13 protein-coding genes, 1 pseudogene and 1 riboswitch are annotated in these 17,267 nt (G+C 46.4%); of the genes and pseudogenes, 10 read left to right on the top strand and 4 right to left on the bottom strand.

Translation table 11 applies throughout. The features are described from left to right. Position 1: 1 nt before the first annotated feature. A complete protein-coding gene (locus tag PIL01S_RS00070; protein WP_127535706.1) occupies positions 2-1,096 on the top strand; it encodes a GerAB/ArcD/ProY family transporter in 1,095 nt (364 codons plus the stop codon). After that, positions 1,093-2,220, top strand: coding sequence for a Ger(x)C family spore germination protein (locus PIL01S_RS00065; RefSeq protein WP_127535705.1), 1,128 nt, complete (start codon positions 1,093-1,095; stop codon positions 2,218-2,220). Before PIL01S_RS00070 ends, PIL01S_RS00065 begins: the two co-directional genes overlap by 4 nt. A 561-nt stretch (positions 2,221-2,781) precedes the next feature. Here PIL01S_RS00065 and PIL01S_RS00060 read toward each other — a convergent pair. The 3 genes from PIL01S_RS00060 to PIL01S_RS00050 form a co-directional block, all read right to left on the bottom strand. Further along, on the bottom strand, positions 2,782-4,278 hold the full coding sequence (locus tag PIL01S_RS00060; RefSeq protein ID WP_127535704.1) for an amidase: 1,497 nt from the start codon (positions 4,276-4,278) through the stop codon (positions 2,782-2,784). 141 nt (positions 4,279-4,419) lie between these two features. Further along, a complete protein-coding gene (locus tag PIL01S_RS00055) occupies positions 4,420-5,400 on the bottom strand; it encodes a DMT family transporter (protein ID WP_127535703.1) in 981 nt (326 codons plus the stop codon). Positions 5,401-5,544: 144 nt separating this feature from the next. Beyond that, positions 5,545-5,695: riboswitch (FMN riboswitch) on the bottom strand. Between the two features lie 82 nt (positions 5,696-5,777). After that, entirely contained in the window at positions 5,778-6,281 is a 504-nt protein-coding gene (locus PIL01S_RS00050; protein WP_127535702.1) for a DinB family protein, read from the bottom strand. A 162-nt stretch (positions 6,282-6,443) separates the two neighbouring features. Between PIL01S_RS00050 and PIL01S_RS00045 the strand changes: the two genes are divergently transcribed. From PIL01S_RS00045 to PIL01S_RS00025, 5 genes are all read left to right on the top strand, one after another. After that, positions 6,444-7,016, top strand: a complete 573-nt coding sequence (locus PIL01S_RS00045; protein ID WP_127535701.1) for a CGNR zinc finger domain-containing protein — start codon at positions 6,444-6,446, stop codon at positions 7,014-7,016. A gap of 174 nt (positions 7,017-7,190) precedes the next feature. Next, on the top strand, positions 7,191-8,564 hold the full coding sequence (locus PIL01S_RS00040) for an amidohydrolase family protein (RefSeq protein ID WP_127535700.1): 1,374 nt from the start codon (positions 7,191-7,193) through the stop codon (positions 8,562-8,564). Positions 8,565-9,303: 739 nt separating this feature from the next. After that, positions 9,304-10,755, top strand: a complete 1,452-nt coding sequence (locus tag PIL01S_RS00035) for an amino acid permease (protein ID WP_127535699.1) — start codon at positions 9,304-9,306, stop codon at positions 10,753-10,755. A gap of 262 nt (positions 10,756-11,017) precedes the next feature. Next, positions 11,018-12,091 (top strand): hypothetical protein, encoded by a 1,074-nt coding sequence (locus PIL01S_RS00030; RefSeq protein WP_127535698.1) that lies wholly within the window; start codon positions 11,018-11,020, stop codon positions 12,089-12,091. Positions 12,092-12,179: 88 nt separating this feature from the next. Continuing rightward, on the top strand, positions 12,180-13,112 hold the full coding sequence (locus PIL01S_RS00025) for a tyrosine-type recombinase/integrase (protein ID WP_127535697.1): 933 nt from the start codon (positions 12,180-12,182) through the stop codon (positions 13,110-13,112). Between the two features lie 266 nt (positions 13,113-13,378). Here PIL01S_RS00025 and PIL01S_RS00020 read toward each other — a convergent pair whose 3' ends face one another. Continuing rightward, entirely contained in the window at positions 13,379-14,308 is a 930-nt protein-coding gene (locus PIL01S_RS00020; RefSeq protein ID WP_127535696.1) for an L-lactate dehydrogenase, read from the bottom strand. Between the two features lie 313 nt (positions 14,309-14,621). Here PIL01S_RS00020 and PIL01S_RS00015 point away from each other — a divergent pair, with 313 nt between their 5' ends. The 3 genes and pseudogenes from PIL01S_RS00015 to PIL01S_RS00005 all read left to right on the top strand — a co-directional run. Further along, positions 14,622-15,902 (top strand): VPS10 domain-containing protein, encoded by a 1,281-nt coding sequence (locus tag PIL01S_RS00015; protein WP_127535695.1) that lies wholly within the window; start codon positions 14,622-14,624, stop codon positions 15,900-15,902. 136 nt (positions 15,903-16,038) lie between these two features. Continuing rightward, positions 16,039-16,248 carry a hypothetical protein gene (locus PIL01S_RS00010; RefSeq protein WP_127535694.1) on the top strand — a complete coding sequence of 70 codons (210 nt, stop codon included), beginning with the start codon at positions 16,039-16,041 and terminating at the stop codon, positions 16,246-16,248. A 404-nt stretch (positions 16,249-16,652) separates the two neighbouring features. After that, a pseudogene (locus PIL01S_RS00005) lies at positions 16,653-17,267 on the top strand (collagen-like protein); the annotation flags it as partial.

Genomic DNA, 17,267 nt, shown 5'->3' with positions numbered 1-17,267 from the left:
CATGAAGACATATCGCCCGATAACGACGCTTCAATTCATCCTTATCATTTCTACTTTCCAGATCAGTGTTGCCTTCCTGGCTCTTCCAAAAGAGCTTGCAAGACATGCTGGAACGGATGGTTGGATGACGGTCTTTTTAGGATGGGGGCTCGCGATGTTAGCCTCTATGGCAATGGTGAAATTAATGAGCCATAATCCGGACAATACAATACTTGAATTAGTTCAGCGTTATATGGGCCGATGGGCGGCAAAACTGGTTACTTTTCTATTTATGATTTATTTTTTGCTGCTCGCATATGACGGTTACGCGGTTGCTACGCTGGTCATTAAACTCTGGTTGCTGCCGACGACGTTAATTTATATTCTGGCCTTTCTGCTTCTGATTCCCACCTATCAGATTGCGCAGCATGGGTTTCAGGTGATCGGGCGGTACACCGAAATTGTTTCGATGCTCTCCATGTGGATTCCCCTGGTTTATGTTTCAACGCTGAATCGTGCTCATTGGCTGTATTTGCTTCCGCTATTTAAAGAGGGTTGGCTTCCCATATTTACTTCCATAAAAATCATGATCTATCCCTTGCTTGGCATTGTACTGGTTTTGTTTCTGTACCCTCATTTAGTGAAAAAAGAAAAGGCTATGACGGCTATGGTAATCTCCAATTCCCTTACTTGCCTGGCATATTTGGGGATCACCATTATTTGCTTTGTTTATTTTAGTCCTGATGAGATCGGAGAATACAATGATCCGGTGATCAGTATTTTGAAGTCTATTGAATTTCAATTTATCGAACGGGTCGAAGTGTTGTTTATTGCATTTTATTTGTTTATCTTCTCATGTATTTGGATTCCCTCCATGCACATTGTTTCCAGATGCTCTGTCTCGTTGCTGGGAAAAGGTAAGGACAATATTCACCTTGCTATATGGTGTATTGTCATACAGGTCAGTTTTTTCATCTATCGCCCGAGTTTTATGGCAGCTGCACAAATCAACAATTCACTCAATCTTATCGGATTTGTGATGGAATTCGTATTGCCTGCAGCCATTCTTTTGTATGTCGTTATTTTCAACAAATGGAAGGGAGGGAAACGAACATGAAATGGATTAAAAAAACCGGTATTTCTATTGTACTTTGCATATGGTTGTGTTCAATCGCAGGGTGCGGAAGTGGCAAAACCAATTTGGAAGATGCTACCGTTCCATTGGCATTGGGCTTGGATGTCGAAGACCAAAAGCTCCATTATTATGTCTCCGCGCCTGTATTCAGCAAAGACATTCAAAAGAAAAGCCGCGAAGCGGCAGGGTTAGCTGAGGGATTAAGATCGTCCAAGAATCAGCAGGATGCTCAATTTCCAGGTTCGGTAGGAGGACGGAATTTTCAGGTTATTATTGTAGGGAAAGAACTACTTAAATACAAGGATTGGTTTAAAGTATTGGATGTTACTTTCCGTGATCCGCGAAATACAATTACCGACAAGATCATCGCAGTTGATGGTCCAGTTTCGGATATTTTTAACTTCCAATCGAAGGATCAGCCACCAATACTCATCTTTTTAAAAGCAATTGTCGAATCAGGAAGCAAAATTTCGACTACGGTCTCAACAACTGCGCAAGAGCTGCATCGACAATTGTATGACCGGGCGATGACCCCTGCCATCTCGGAAATCAAGATTGAGAATAACAAGATCCTACTTAAAGGAACGACTCTCCTTTCCCGGAAAGGCCAGTACCGAACGTCCTTAACCTATCAGGAAACGTCGCTCCTTCAAATTTTGAAAAAGGAGGCGGGACCCGGAATCAGTCTTACTTTTCCAGTGGATAAACTACAACAAACGGTTCCGTATAACATAGATAAAGTAAGTTTTACTCTAGGAGGCACCTCAGTAAAGATTAAATCTTCTCATGAGAACGGGAAATTCCGATACAAGGTAAAAGTAAAATCAATTATTGCCATCACGGAAAAGTTTCTTGAATTTGAACTCCGGGATGATTTCGATGGCATGGAAAAAAAATTGAGCGAGGGAATGAAAGTAGCGATTGAGAAGATCATTGAAAAATTCCAGCAGCATGAAATAGACCCTGTCGGTTTCGGGTTCTATGCACGGGCATATCAGTACCCGTTGTACAAGGAAGTGCAGGACAATTGGGGAAAAGAGCTATCCCGTGCCCAGTTTGATGTCGAAGTTGATCTTCGGATCGCCGCCACCGGGGCAGTAGAGTAATCTAATAATAACTTGCTAGTGAGCGGTAATAACCACTATAAATAATGTTCTGATTAGTAGATTTACATGTTTCGGGTATGCCTTGCTGCACAGGGAAATATGATATCGAGAAACCTCATCCAAGAGGCTTGGTACTTACACAGCTTATTCATGCTCTCGCTAACGATGGATCAAGACTATTCCTATGTTTATGGAATACCGCAAAATTAGCTCGTTCTTCTGGTGGTTAGGTGATTGGGATGGAGATGAAAATCTACTTTCAGAAGAACAACTAAACGCAATCGATAATGCTGTTAAGCTCATTGAACGAGATGTACCTTTTGACGGATGTGACATTGAAATTTAAGAAATTCTCATTTTATTACGTAATATATATTATGTAAACCAATTGGATACTAAAATGGATACCCTGAATAGGTGTCCGTAATTCGGAACTGAAAATTGAACACACATCCATAACGCAATGTTATTGTTACCATAAAAGCGAACACACAACTAACTCCGTGACTCTTGATATACTCAAGTGGTCACGGAGTTAGATCGTTGTCCTTTTTCTTTAACTTAGGCAGGGAAAAGAGGGTTTCCATTCATTCCGATCCACAGTCCGGATGCTTCCAATTGGCCAGCCAGATGGAGCAGCCAGTCTTCACGCCCTTTGGTTGCCATCACTTGCACGCCCATCGGCAAGCCATCAGCTGTGAGGTGCAGCGGAACACTCATTGCAGGCTGGCCTGTCAGGTTGGCGAGTTGGGTGAAGGGAGTGTAGGTGAGACTTGGTTCAAACATTTCATAAATCAATTGCTGCTGATGCACCTTATCCAATTCGCTAATCTGCATCAGATGCTGAATTTGCTCCTCATGAGGAGTTAGCTCTCCAACCTTTGGTGCAGGAAAGGCATTAACGGGTGTGATATAGAAGTCGTATCGTTCGAAGAGTGTAGACATCTGTGCGGCAGCCACGTCCCATTCGGCAAGACTGTGAACGAATTCCGCAGCCGATACCTTTTTGCCTGCCTCAGCCAGCACCCAGGATTCAATCTCCATATCGCCCGAAGTCAAAGATCGGCCCATAGCATGCTCCATGGAGGCGATCATCGCCGCCATTTCACCGCTGTTCATCATATAATAGTTCTCCATCAACCGAACACCGTTCACCGGACTCAATTTTTCCTCTACGTGATGACCTTGTTTTTCCAGCCACCGAACCAGCTTGTACACTGCTTCCTTCGAATCCTCACTAACAGGGGTGCCTACTGGTGAGTCCGTGGTATACGCGATCTTTAGTTTGCGTTGGTGCGGATAGTTCATATCGGCCAAGTAACTGCCTGGAAAGAGCGGGGCATGAAATGCGGCTTCAGGCTGAATGACCTGCAGGGTATCCAGTAAGGCGGCACTGTCTCGCACAGTCCGGGACAGCGCGAAGTCGATGGATGCACCTTGCCATTGACGGCCTACACCTGGTCCAACAGGAGTCCGTCCCCGAGTAGGTTTTAGTCCGAATAGTCCACTGAAGGAGGCGGGGATCCGGATCGAACCCCCACCATCACTGGCTCCGGCCATGGGTACGATACCCGAAGCAACTGCGGCAGCTGCACCGCCGCTAGATCCCCCTGGTGAATGATTCGTATTCCATGGATTGCGACTCGGACCATGAAGACGTGGCTCGGTAATATTTTTGAGGCCAAATTCCGGTGTGTTCGTATGTCCGATAATAACGAAGCCTGCATCCCGAAGTCTGGATACAAAGTTAGAATTGCGCAAAGCTCGATGATCCTTGAGAAGGCGGGAACCGGAAGTCAGAATTTCCCCCTCCAACGATTGCGAGATGTCTTTGAGGAGCAATGGAACGCCTGCAAAAGGCTGTTCACCAGGACGAACATAGCCGGCTTCCTCGCGTGCGCGTGTTTCATATGTACGAATGACCGCATTAAGCAGCGGATTAACTTCTTCTAGGCGAGCGTAAGCCGCTTCCAGCAATTCAAGGGGGGAAACTTCCCGTGAGCGAACCAGTTCAGCCAGACCTATGGCATCATAGGACGTATATGAAAATGAAGACATGACGATCGTTCCTCTCCGAAAATATGAAATAGTATAAATACCTGTCCATATGTCATCGTACCACTGGAATTATAAAAAGACAAAAGGCACTGCCGATCCAGAAGGATGTGCAGTGCCTTTAAGATATAAATAAGATCTTTCTTACTCTGTCCGAAGCTTAGGAGCTGCGTCAGCAGCTGTGGTAGATCGTTCCTGCTGTTTGGATATAGCGAACAAAGCAATCCAGATGAGAATGAATCCAAGCAACTGTTCCCATGTGATGAGCGTTCGGAATGCAATCCAGTTCACAAGCACACCCGCCATTGGGAAGCTCAGCTCAGCCAGTGTGGCTACGGAAGCTTTGGTGGTCGAGAGACCTTTATAGTATAACAATAGACTAAGTAAACCTGGCAGTAGCGCCTGCCCCAGAATGTTGAGCGCAACAGCTGCCTGTTCTCCTGCACCGGAAGGCAAGGTCCACGCTGCACCTTCGTTCCAGGTCATGAAGATCAGCAAGGGCAGAGCTACGACGAAACGAAGGGAGGTGACTGTCTCATAACGGGTTTGCCCCAGCATCAGTCGGCCCATCACCGTAGAACCGCCCCATAAGGCAGCAGCGCCAAGTGACAACAGGCTGCCCGCATGAATCCAGTTGTTCCAGTTTCCAAGCGGAAGCGTAAACCCAAATGTAAGCAGATAAGTTCCGATAAGAGCAACAACGAATAACCAGCCGAAGCGGCGCGGCAGTGTTTCCTTCAGTAAGATCTTAGCTAAAACAATCGCGAAGATGGGCTGCATTTTTTGCAACAACAAAACGGTATTCGGATCATTGTGTGTCAGTGCGAGCGTGAATAATACCGTTGCCAGTGCAGAGCCGCCCCATGAGATAAAGATAACGGCGATCCAGTGGCGGGCTCGCAGCTGTTTCAGGTCGGCGCGGAATTTCCATAAGACGGGTATAGCGACTAAGCTCACGATAATATGCTCCACCAGTACAATTTGAGTAGAGGTCATTGTTTGCAGCAAAATGATGCGGAACAATGGATCTACGCCCCACAGGGCAGCACCGAGAACAACGAGCCAAAATCCGGTATTGCTTCGTTCCTTGCGATAAACGGTTGATGCATGCTGTGTCTTTTCCATATTCAGGACTCCTTCGTCAGAACACGGAATCTTCAGTTGGCAAAATCGACAAAAGCCCCCGTTTTGGCATACACCAAATAAACGGGGGCTCATCCATGAACATATCGTCAGGAAAGAGACCTTCCCATAGGCGGTATGTCATGTGTTGATCTTCTCTCATCCGGACTGTACCGTCGGCCTTGGAGTCACACCAAGTCAGTCGCTGTTGTCCTAAGCAGTCAACAGCGAGTCGCGGGCTGGTTCCAATTGGAACATCACCGCCGGTTGGGAATTGCACCCTACCCCGAAGATCCTATTCAATTTATAGGTTATAGTACAAGTTGTAACATTAATAAGTTCATCTTATTCCTGTAAGCGCTAGCAGTTCAAGCATTTTTTTAGAATATGATGTTCCAGCTTCCTTGCTGCCTGCGAAGAAGTACAATCTGACCCGCGTGATAAGCGTCGTGAAGAACCCAGCGGGCAAGCGTTTGAGCCCAATTTTGTTCGGAATCCAAATAGGCTTCTTCAAGTCTGGAAACCTGTAACGTAACCAGGTTATCGTGCAACTGCTCTGCCAGCTTAGTGGTTCGCTCCACTAGTTGGCTCCAGCCAATTTGGTCCAAGGGGTCACCCGGTTTGCCAAACGTAGCTTCATTCGATTCGGCTGCGGGTACAGATGGAGCATGACCTTGAAGACGCTCTAAGATCCGCTCGTTGTAATAATACATATGATTGACCAGCTGCCATATGCTTAGTCCTCCTGAAGGAGGGATCCAAGCTGCTTGCTCTGCGGTCAGCCCTTCAATCGCCTTTGACAATGGGACGATCCAGTTACATTGATCCCAGGTATCTTCTTTTTGGATAACCAACACATCTAATGCAGTTGTAACAGACGTCATCTTTTAAGTTCATTCCTCTCTAGTGGAACTCATCTCATGACTTGCGTCTTCATGCTTGTAACTAGCTAATATGGTTTGAAATGGTTACAATTAATATAACACAATTCAAAAGAAAGTAACCATCTTTTTTAAAATTAGATAGTTACAATGCCGGAGGTATAGATGGATAGATTATGGACAGATTTTGTAAATAGCGACTATCATGATTGGCGTGGCGGGGATCGATCTGAAGACAGACTGGGAAAAGCAGGCTGGCAGCAGGATTTCTTGAATCGTTGGCAATTAGAAGCACAAGTTCCGGCATCGACTGAAGAGGAATCCGCCATGAGAAGCTTTAGAGATGAGTTACAGTTTCTGGCTATCCGTTTGTCAGCGGGAACGCCCCTAACGGAGAAGGATCAAGCATGGTTAAATGACTCTATGCGGTGTGGTGGGGTAATCAGACAACTAATTTCAGAGGATCAAAGACTGGATGTTAAGCTGGTTCCCATCCATGCGCATTGGTTTCAGGTGATGGCAGAAGTCGCTGCTGACTTTGCAACTACACTGGTGGAGGGCGATGGAAAGAGAATTCGATGCTGTGACAACCCGGACTGCCGCTGGATCTTCTATGACGATACTCGCAGTAGGACACAGAAATATTGCGATGATAAAATGTGCGGTAATCTAATGAAGGTGAGACGTTTTCGAGCGAAACGTAAGCTGGAATCCAACGGAGATAAGAATGAAGTTTAACGATGTAAGACTAGTCATCACTATAGATAGGAGTTTGGTGTCCAGATTTGATAAATATTAACACCTGATATATAATGTATATATACTAGCGAAAATATAGTCGCAAATTATATGTAGGGACAAGCAATGCGGATCAGATCATTTTACAAACCATTACGATTGGAGAGGTGTCTCATGGGGACAGGTTATCTATTGAAAAACGGTTGTGTATTATCGATGGATGCTCGTATTGGACAGTTTAACAGGGCAGATGTACTTATTCAGGATTCGTTGATTGCAGCCGTGCAACCGAATATCGAGGTGTCAGATGCAGATGTTGTGGTGATCGACGCATCAGACATGATTGTCATGCCTGGACTCGTGGATACACACCGGCATATGTGGGAATCTCTTGTGAAAACAGCTGGAACGAACTGGTCGCTGCCCGTGTATTTGCAAAATCTGTACTATGGTGCCATGGGAAGCAAGCTTCGACCACAGGACAGCTACATTGCCAATCTTCTGGGTTCTTTGGAAGCGCTTAATGCGGGAGTGACGACGGTACTTGATTGGAGCATGCCATACTCACCTGATCATACCGATGGACTTATTCGTGGGCTGCAGGATGCAGGGATCCGGGCTGTCTTTGCTCACGGTGTTCCAGGGGAAACCGCCTATTGGAATCGAGAAAGTACCCTTTCATACCCGGAGAATATCAGAGGGGTGAAGGAGCGTTATTTCTCCTCTAGTGACCAATTGGTCACGTATGGACTTGCTATTCGCGGCCCAGAGTTTAGCCACTGGGATACAACGGTGCAGGACATTCAGCTCGCAGAAGAACTGGACGCAATTTGTTCGATGCATGTCGGGTTTGGCAGCTGGGGATCTGCAGATCGTTCCATTAACCGAATGTACGAGGCAGGGCTGCTTACCCCGCGAATTAATGTCGTTCACGGCAATACGATGGGCATGGATGAATTCAAAATGCTGGCAGACACGGGAGCATCTTTGTCAGTTACGCCTGAAGTAGAAATGATGATGGGACATGGGTATCCGGCTACAGGATATTTTCTCGAACATGGTGGCACGCCAACGCTTGGAGTGGATGTGGTGACTTCGACAGGTGGAGACATGTTTTCACAGATGAAATTTGCGTTGCAAGCTGAGCGTTCCAGAACGAACGAGTTATTGCTGGCGCAAGTTGAAATGCCGGGAGAGCTGAGTTTGCAAGCGAGTCAGGTACTGCGATTTGCAACTTCGGCCGGTGCACAGGCTTTAGGGCTGGAGCGGAAAACAGGTTCAGTCACACCGGGAAAAGAAGCGGATTTAATTATGATTCGCACAACCGATCTGAATTTGTTCCCCGTTCACGATCCGATCGGTGCTGTTGTGCAATTCGCCAATCCATCCAATGTGGACACGGTTTTTGTTGCAGGAAAACTTGTGAAGCAAAATGGTAAGCTGCTGCATGTGAACCTGGACGACATTCGAAGCAAAGCGATGGAAAGTAAGGAATATTTATTAACACAGTATCGGATGTCTGATGCGGATCGGATTGTATTTTCTTAAAGGATCGGGCAGAAGTGAAGTAAAAGAGCCGTCACTCTTGGCACGGCTCTTTTTTATTGAATAAGCAATTTCGTTGTATTTTCAAAACCAATCGTGGTTAAAGCAAGGGTTGTTGACAAATAACAAAAACAGTTTCTACGGGTATAAAAAGGTGATTGAAACCAATGGACAGGATTTGAGCTGGGAGTAGAGATCGTATAAATCGTTCAGTCAAAACAATTATCGAGAGATACCTGTCTGACACGAGAATAAATTGCATTGAAAGGAGCCGCTAAATGTAGCGGCTTTTTTCTATATCTAAACAAAAGGAAGTTAACTATAGACGAGAGCAGGGGGATGGCGTAGCCCTCAGACGAATTATGGCGCGAAGTGACAGCAGAAAAAGACGAAAAAGCCCTTTATTTATGATAATGCTTATAACAACGAATTAAAGTGGTTTATGCCTTTGTAAAAGCACTCAAAAAACTGCGCATAATATAAATTATACGCAGTTTTGTTTTAAATCGATTTTCATTATGCGACCAATCCATCAGTTCATGATATTATTCGCCTAGAAAGCACAAAATAGTACAGTGATCAAAAATAAATTTAGTATAGCAACGCGACAACGTGTAGAATACGATAGATTTTTGTAGGTGATCGGTAATATAGAACAAACGACTTTTTTATAGAACAGATCGAGATGAAGCAGCTTGGAAGGTATACTTCATTCTACGTTTGTAATGAGAGGAACATGTCTATGTCAGAGAATCAGAAACGATCTTCGCTGCTTCGGAAAAAAACAATTGCCTTCGGAGAAGAAAATAGTGCGTTAAAAAGAGCGCTAGGTCCTTTGGACTTAACAACGCTTGGAGTAGGAGCAATTATCGGTACAGGGATTTTTGTATTAACAGGAGTCGCAGCGGCAAATTATGCTGGTCCTGGATTAGTACTCTCCTTTTTGCTTGCAGGCATCATCTGTGCATTCGCTGCGCTATGCTATTCCGAATTCGCATCCAGCGTACCTGCTTCAGGGAGTGCATACACGTATAGTTACACTGCCTTTGGTGAAGTCATTGCCTGGATTCTAGGCTGGGATCTGATTCTGGAGTATGGATTCGCCAGTGCGGCCGTGGCCAGCGGGTGGTCCGGTTATTTTCAGTCGCTGCTGTCAGGCTTCGGATTACAGCTGCCGCATGCACTCAGCAGTGCATACAATCCTGAAAAGGGGACCTATTTCGATGTTACCGCAGCAGCCATCACGTTACTGATCACCTTTCTGCTCACCCGTGGAGTCAAGGAGGCAGCCCGTGCCAATGGCATTATGGTGGCGATCAAAATTATTGTTGTGCTGATTTTTATCGGAGTGGGCGTGTTTTATGTACAGCCTTCCAATTGGCAGCCGTTTTTGCCGTTTGGCATCTCAGGAGTAACCGCTGGTGCGGCGACGGTCTTTTTTGCCTATATTGGATTTGATGCGGTTTCCACGGCAGCGGAGGAAGTCAAACGACCTCAGCGCGACTTGCCGATAGGCATTATTGCTTCCTTGGCGATCTGCACCGTGCTGTATATCGTTGTATCCTTGATTTTGACAGGCATCGTGCCTTTCCACATGCTGAATGTTAGTGATCCGGTTGCTTTTGCGTTTGAATTCGTGAATCTGCATGGGCTGTCCTGGATTGTGGCTCTTGGTGCAATCACCGGGATAACAACCGTTCTGCTCGTTATGATGTATGGGCAGACCCGTCTATTGTATTCCATGTCACGTGACGGATTGCTCTCCCCGGTATTCTCAAAAATCAGTGGTAAAAGTCAAACCCCGGCGACAGGTACATGGGTGGCAGGTATCATCATTGCGCTATTCTCAGGGTTCATCTCACTCGGTCATCTGGCCGAGCTTACCAACATCGGTACATTGTTTGCATTCGCAGTCGTAAGTCTGGGCATTATCGTTCTGCGAAAAAACAACCCTGATCTCAAACGCGGCTTCAAGGTGCCTTTTGTTCCATGGATTCCGATACTGAGTGCAATTGGTTGTGTATATCTAATGACCCGTCTAGCTGCTCTGACATGGATCACGTTTTTCGCTTGGCTGGTTATCGGTTTGATCATTTATTTCATGTATGGACGTCACTACAGTCACCTGAATCCTCTGCGGCGGGGATCAATAGCTGTTGATCAACAGCCGGTCAAGCCAAAGGGAAATAAATAATAAAATAAAATGGCTATGTATCACTAGATAATCCTGATGCACTCACTACCCCATACTGCCTAGCTTACACTAGAGCAATATGGGGTTTTCTGTTATAAAGCAAAGGGAAAAAAGAAAAAAGTTGGCTTAAGACCTCTATTCGGGTATCTATTAAAGTACATGTCCATACTCGACCATACCCAGCTTGGGGTTGCGGCTAGTCCAAATATGCCATATATTGAGGGATGTGACATGCCATCAGACATAGGAGAGGGGATGTATCATGAACACACCAATACATACGAATCAGCTTCACCTGAATCCGAATTTCGGGTTTGCACTAGCAGACTCTGTCGTACTCGCAGAGGCAAAAGTGAATATCTCACACCCTGAGGGGAAGAATGCCTCTCAGCTGGAAATTGACCCGGATCGCAAGTTGAAAGATGGACGCAAAGTATCCGTTATTGCACAGCAGCTTGATGCGCCGATTCACCGGGATGACGCTGCGATCATATATGGTCAGGAACTGGGTTCCGTTCAATATCCTGTTTCTTTGAAACCTGAAAGCACGATTTTCTTAGACTCCATAGATGGGATCCAGCAGCCTATACAGTGGGGATGGACCGATTTTGCAGAAGGTAATTACGAGCTTCGGATTTCCTTGCACCTGAAGACTCCCCGGATTGCCGAAGGTCCTCTGGAACCTGAACAAGAAGCTATGGTAAAATACGCTCAGGTCCTTACGGTATTAATGAATTTATTTCCAGCAGAAGCAAATCGGCATTCATCTGCCGTTTCATCCACATGGAGCAGAGATCATCATGTATTTGACGGGTATGGCAGTGGTGGATTTATATTGGCAGATCTGCCGCGCATGTCAAAACGAGTGGAAGAGCTGATTGGTTCTGGTAATCACAATTTGATTGAACAATTCGGAGAGGGTGACCTCTCGGACACTTTATTGGAGGAAGGACTCATGGCTATGGCGTGGGGCGTATCTCCGTGGTGTTACTCAATATACTCCGCACCCGACAAGCAAGCGGCTTCCATACTTGCAGTGGACAAGCTTGGTGAGGAGCCTGAGTTCAGAGGCGTTTACCGGATTGCACCGGCTGTACAGCAGTTAAGCATCGTACCTGCTCATGAACTGGCCAACTGGCCAGCATGTGCCACGAAGGATTGGCCCGTGATCGATGTATCAGGGGAAGGGGAGACGTTGCATATGGACCTGTATGTGCAGATCTGCGAATCGGTTAACGGTTTGTATGAAAATCCGCTGCCATCCTTTGTGCTAACGCGCAGCGAAGGTCGTCCGAAGGAGATCAGCCCACTCATTGATGTCGTCATTGTTGATTAAATGAAACAAAGTTTATTTCAGGAACATAAAGTGAGCGAAATGGCTCGCCTTACTTATACACTAGAATGAATTGTGGTGACGAATACCGATGATAAGCGAGGAAATTCAGGAGCAATACGCTGATGAGCTTGAAGCTTTTCACATATGGATGAAAGACGCAGGTTACACGGGACACACTGTAAAATCATATACGGGTGACGTCGCCGAATTTCTTTCTTCTATTCAAGGAAAGTCGCTGGAGCAGGTGAAGAAGCTGCATGTCTTGTCATTTCTGTCACGTGCCCGCGAACGTGGAGTTAGTGATGCGACAAGAAATCGCAAACATGCAGCGGTAAATTGCTTCTTCAAGTCGCTCATTGAATTGGAAGTGTTAACGAATAATCCTGCGTCAGGAATCAAAAAATCCAAAACCGAGAAAAATCGGGCCCCCGTCTTTCTGGATGAGAGCGGTCTGGAACGATTCCTGCAATCGGTAGAAGGAAAGTACCGTACACGCAATCTTGCGATCTTTCTGTTAATGGGTTATATGGGATTGCGGGTTGGTGAAGTCCATGCGCTCAACTGTAAAGACTATAATGCGGAGCGGCGCACGCTGGACGTCTTCGGTAAAGGCCGTAAATGGCGTACACTCCCTGTTCCGGAGATGGTTGCTGAGCTGTTAACCTTAGCGGTAGAAGAGAGATTATCTCCATGGCGGGCGAAGGAAGAAGCTTTGTTTGTTTCGCAAAAAGGGAAGCGATTATCCATTCGCAATATTCAGCTCATATCGACGGAAACCTTCGAACGTTTTCAACTGGAGTCTCCGACTCATCAGCGTCTGCACTATTCAAGCCATAAGCTGCGACACTCATTCGCAACCATGATGCTGCGACGCGGCGCCGATCTGCGTACGGTTCAGGAATTGCTCGGTCACGCATCGATTCAAACCACAACCGTTTATACGCACGTTACCAGCCGGGAGAAGGAAGAGGCGATGGCTCTGCTGGAAGTCAAACTTCCGGAGTTTGCAAGTGAAAAGTAACGTGTATCAATCCAGACCTGTCCATGAGGGCAGGTTTTTTTATTTTCGAGCAGTGCAACATCAACAATTCAATGAATCGCAGTATTCGTTCGGGGTGTGGTTAAAGACAAATACATCCATTTGGTTAACGAAACTAATGTTATGTAAACCGAATGATAATGAACCATATCATATGCCCACCGATTATAGATTTCATACGAAAGAACCATCCGAATCAGCATGATATGCGATCCAGATGGTCCTTTGGTTATATTAAAATAATGACATTATTCCAATCCTGCAATCTGTTCCTTTAATTTGTTTGCTGAAGCCTGGAAAGCGACTTTCTCTGTCTCATTCAGTGGAAGCGGTAATATTTCACGTACTCCGTTGCGATCCACCACACATGGAACTCCGAGATAAACATCGGAAACGCCATTGTAGTCTTCCAGCAATGTAGATACGTTTAGGACCGATCCTTCATTGCCCAAAATGGCTGCTACAATACGATCCAAAGCAAGTGCGATTGCATAGGAAGTGGCTCCTTTGGCATTAATAATCTCATAAGCCGCATTTTTGGTGCGATCAAAGATATCCTGCTGCGTTTCCTCGTCGAGATCCAGATCTGTTCCCGCCACGTTGGCTAAACTCCATACAGGTACTTCGGAATCACCATGTTCCCCAATGATGTGTGCATGAATACTGCGGGGATCAATGCCTTTGTTTTTACCAATCAGGTAGCGGAAGCGGGCGCTGTCGAGCAAGGTACCGGAGCCAATCACCCGTGAAGCAGGCCAGCCGCTCTGTTTCCAGGACGTATAAGATAATATGTCTACAGGATTGGTGGCTATGAGCAAAATACCATGAGAGTTCACTTCGGTAATACGTTCAATGATATCTTTGAATATGCTGGCATTTTTCTTCAGCAGATCAATGCGGGTTTCACCAGGCTTCTGGGAGGCCCCGGCTGTAATGATAATGATGTCCGCGTCTTTGCAGTCCGAGTAGTCACCAGCCCATACTTTGACGCCTCCGGTAAATGGAAGCCCGTGGTTCATATCCAGCATTTCGCCTGTAGCCTTATCATGATTCACATCCACAAATACCAACTCGGATGAGCGCTGTCTTAACATCAGCGTATATCCCGTTGTTGTTCCCACCGCGCCCATGCCAATAATGACTACGCGACTCGGCTTGAGCAAAGCACTGTTTACCATGTTCATATCCTCTCCTTTTTGGGGTAGACTTCCATCCATATTAAGGTATAAATGTTTGAAAAGAAAGCGATGTCTATAAAATATTTCACTTTCGTTGTCTGTTTAAGGAAGATTGAGTCGAAAGTATGGCATGGGCATCCAACTATGGAACGAGTACTTGATACGGGATCCTTTTGACACCCTGTTACCCAAGATGAGCCTTTTCGACATGGTTTGTGGTAGAATGGGAGAAGTGGATTCGAATGAATCGTAAAATGTATACCGATCGGACAGGCATGCGCGCCTGCTATTGGATGAGAGAGGTGAACTCCACTTGCGTTTGCAATGGACCAAAATCGCGCAGACAGCATTGCTGTCTATAGGAATAGCTGCCCTACTGGCTGCCTGCACCGACACAGGTCAGACCCCGGTGGCAGAACCGCCCCAAGAGCAGGAAGAGATCGGAAATACCGGACAGACATTAACGGTTGTTCCTCCTGATAACAGTACACAAGCGACTACGGATACGGCGGAATACCAGATCCAGACACGTCTGACCGACTTCCAGCTGCTTAATGACAACGGAGGATTGGCGTGGGGTGTTACGAGAAACGCACTGCGTTTATACTACACTCAGGATCAGGGCGTAACCTGGACGAATATTTCTCCTTCGGAGAACGTGCAATTTCCGGCCAATCCGCAGTATGGGCAAAGCATTTATTTTGTGGATCGTACCCATGGATGGATCGTTCGTGAAGGGCTGGGCGGAACCGATACGATGGTCTTGCGCACCAATAATGGGGGAGTGAGCTGGAGCTTGTCTTCCTTGTCCCAGACGGACAAAGTCACTGCCATATCCTTTGTATCCCCGGAGAAAGGCTGGATTCTGACTACGGTGGATACCTCCATCGGGAAGCAGGATAAAAAGCTGTATGTTACCGAGGATGGAGGCATCACCTGGAAGGAGATGTCATCCAGTGATGAGGACGATCAGCCGGCTTCGGCCGAGATTCCGACACGTGGATATACAACGGGCTTGTCTTTTTCTGATCCGAAACACGGCTTCTTGACAGCCCTTGAATTTGGAACTCCGAAGCTGTATGTCACAACAGATGGCGGAGAGAATTGGAAGACCGGACCAACATTTTTTGACCGGAACGACTTCAATGGGTGTGGCAATTTCAACATTGGTTCACCTCAGTTTTTTGGTCGGGAAGCGAAGGGGGCTTGGATGCCTTTAACCTGTTCCAGCGGAGATTATACCAAGTTCAACGGATACTTCACTGATGACGGAGGTAAGAGCTGGACATTATCGACCTTCGGCCTGAATAAGCAGAAGGGAATCAATCGTAATCTGACTCCCGCTTTCCTGAATGCATCAGAAGGATGGGTAGTTCAGTCGGGCACAACATACCAGACCAAGGATTCGGGAAAAAGCTGGAAGGCACTTCCGGGCAGTAAAGTCCTGGACGGTATTCTGGAGGATTATCCGGAGATCGTGAAGCTGCAGATGGTTTCCTCGAAACTGGGCTGGATTCTGGTAGAGAATACGGATACCAAGAGATCCTTGCTCCTGCAGACTGTGGATGGTGGTATGCAGTGGAAAGTGCTGTAGGTAAGCTAAATATAGGCGTTATTTAGAAGAGAAACCGTCGTGTTTCTTTTCTTTTTATCTAATTTGTGAAATAAATCACAATAACTTATATTAAATGATGTTATATTGAATTCAAGAAGAGATGGGAGTGATGAAGATGAGAACCAATGAACAAACTCAATTCACGCAGGCGGACGAATTAACGAGATACATGCTTCACTTATGCTACAATTGCGATGATGCCAACCGTTGCACAACCGAAGAAGAAGTGAAGGCCTGTATGGCACAATACGCACAGCCAGAAGAACCCGAACAAGCGGAGGGAGCAGAAGCAACTCGCGGTTTCATGAACCTGATGTATGCATAAATAACAAACAAGCTGAAAAAGTAGGTAGATCAACGGATCGCCCCCGATTGGGGGCGATTTTTATTTGAAATAATTATACTTAACGCACTCCAAGTACCTAATACGATTTGAACTTCAATTTGAATCCAAAAGCAATATTTATTTAGGAGAGTATCAATCCTATTTGCTGTAGTGTTTCTTACAAATCAATCTTTCGAGTCTATTTGTGTACACTTAGGTATAACCAAGGCAGGAGATCGGTTACTTCATAAAGGCTTTTCCAGCATTTCACGAACAGAGCCTCCATGTGAAGTAGCCCTTTTTCTTAAAGTTAGGTTCCCGTTTAGCTAAATATAGATGTTCGTCCATACGTCAAACTAACTACCTACGTACAGTAATCTATGTTCATAGGGAGGTGTCCACACTTGGGTAGTCCAGAAGAGAAAAAGAGGCGCAAGAAAAAAGTCATATCTGTATGTCAGCCAAAAGGAAAAAGAAAAGAACGGAGAGTAAAAGTTGTTAAAAAAGTAGTACGAGTAACATGTCCTCCACCTGAAGTGAATGTTTCTACTCCAACTGTTGTTGGTCCTAAGGGGCAACCTGGTCCTCAGGGTGTACAGGGAATTCAAGGGAAACAAGGTATTGAAGGACCACCTGGACCAACGGGACCAGCAGGAGGACCTGCAGGTCCGCAAGGAGCTCAAGGGCAACCTGGCCCAGCTGGTGCAAGAGGTCCACAAGGCGAAGCTGGCCCTGCAGGGCCGATGGGGCCACAGGGTACCCCTGGAGAGCAAGGCCTCATTGGACCTCAAGGCCTTCAAGGCGAGCCTGGACCAGCCGGTGCACAAGGCCTTCAGGGTGAGGCTGGTCCGGCAGGTCCGATGGGACCACAGGGCATCCCCGGACCACAAGGGCTAATAGGACCTCAAGGACCGCAAGGCGAGCCTGGACCAGCGGGAGCCATTGGACCACAAGGTTTCCCTGGACCAGCTGGTATAGCAGGCCCGGTGGGTCCCACTGGAGCAGTAGGTCCAGCCGGT

The organism is Paenibacillus illinoisensis NBRC 15959, assembly GCF_004000925.1.
Taxonomy (GTDB): Bacteria; Bacillota; Bacilli; order Paenibacillales; family Paenibacillaceae; genus Paenibacillus; species Paenibacillus illinoisensis.
This window is presented reverse-complemented; position numbering and strand designations above follow the sequence as displayed.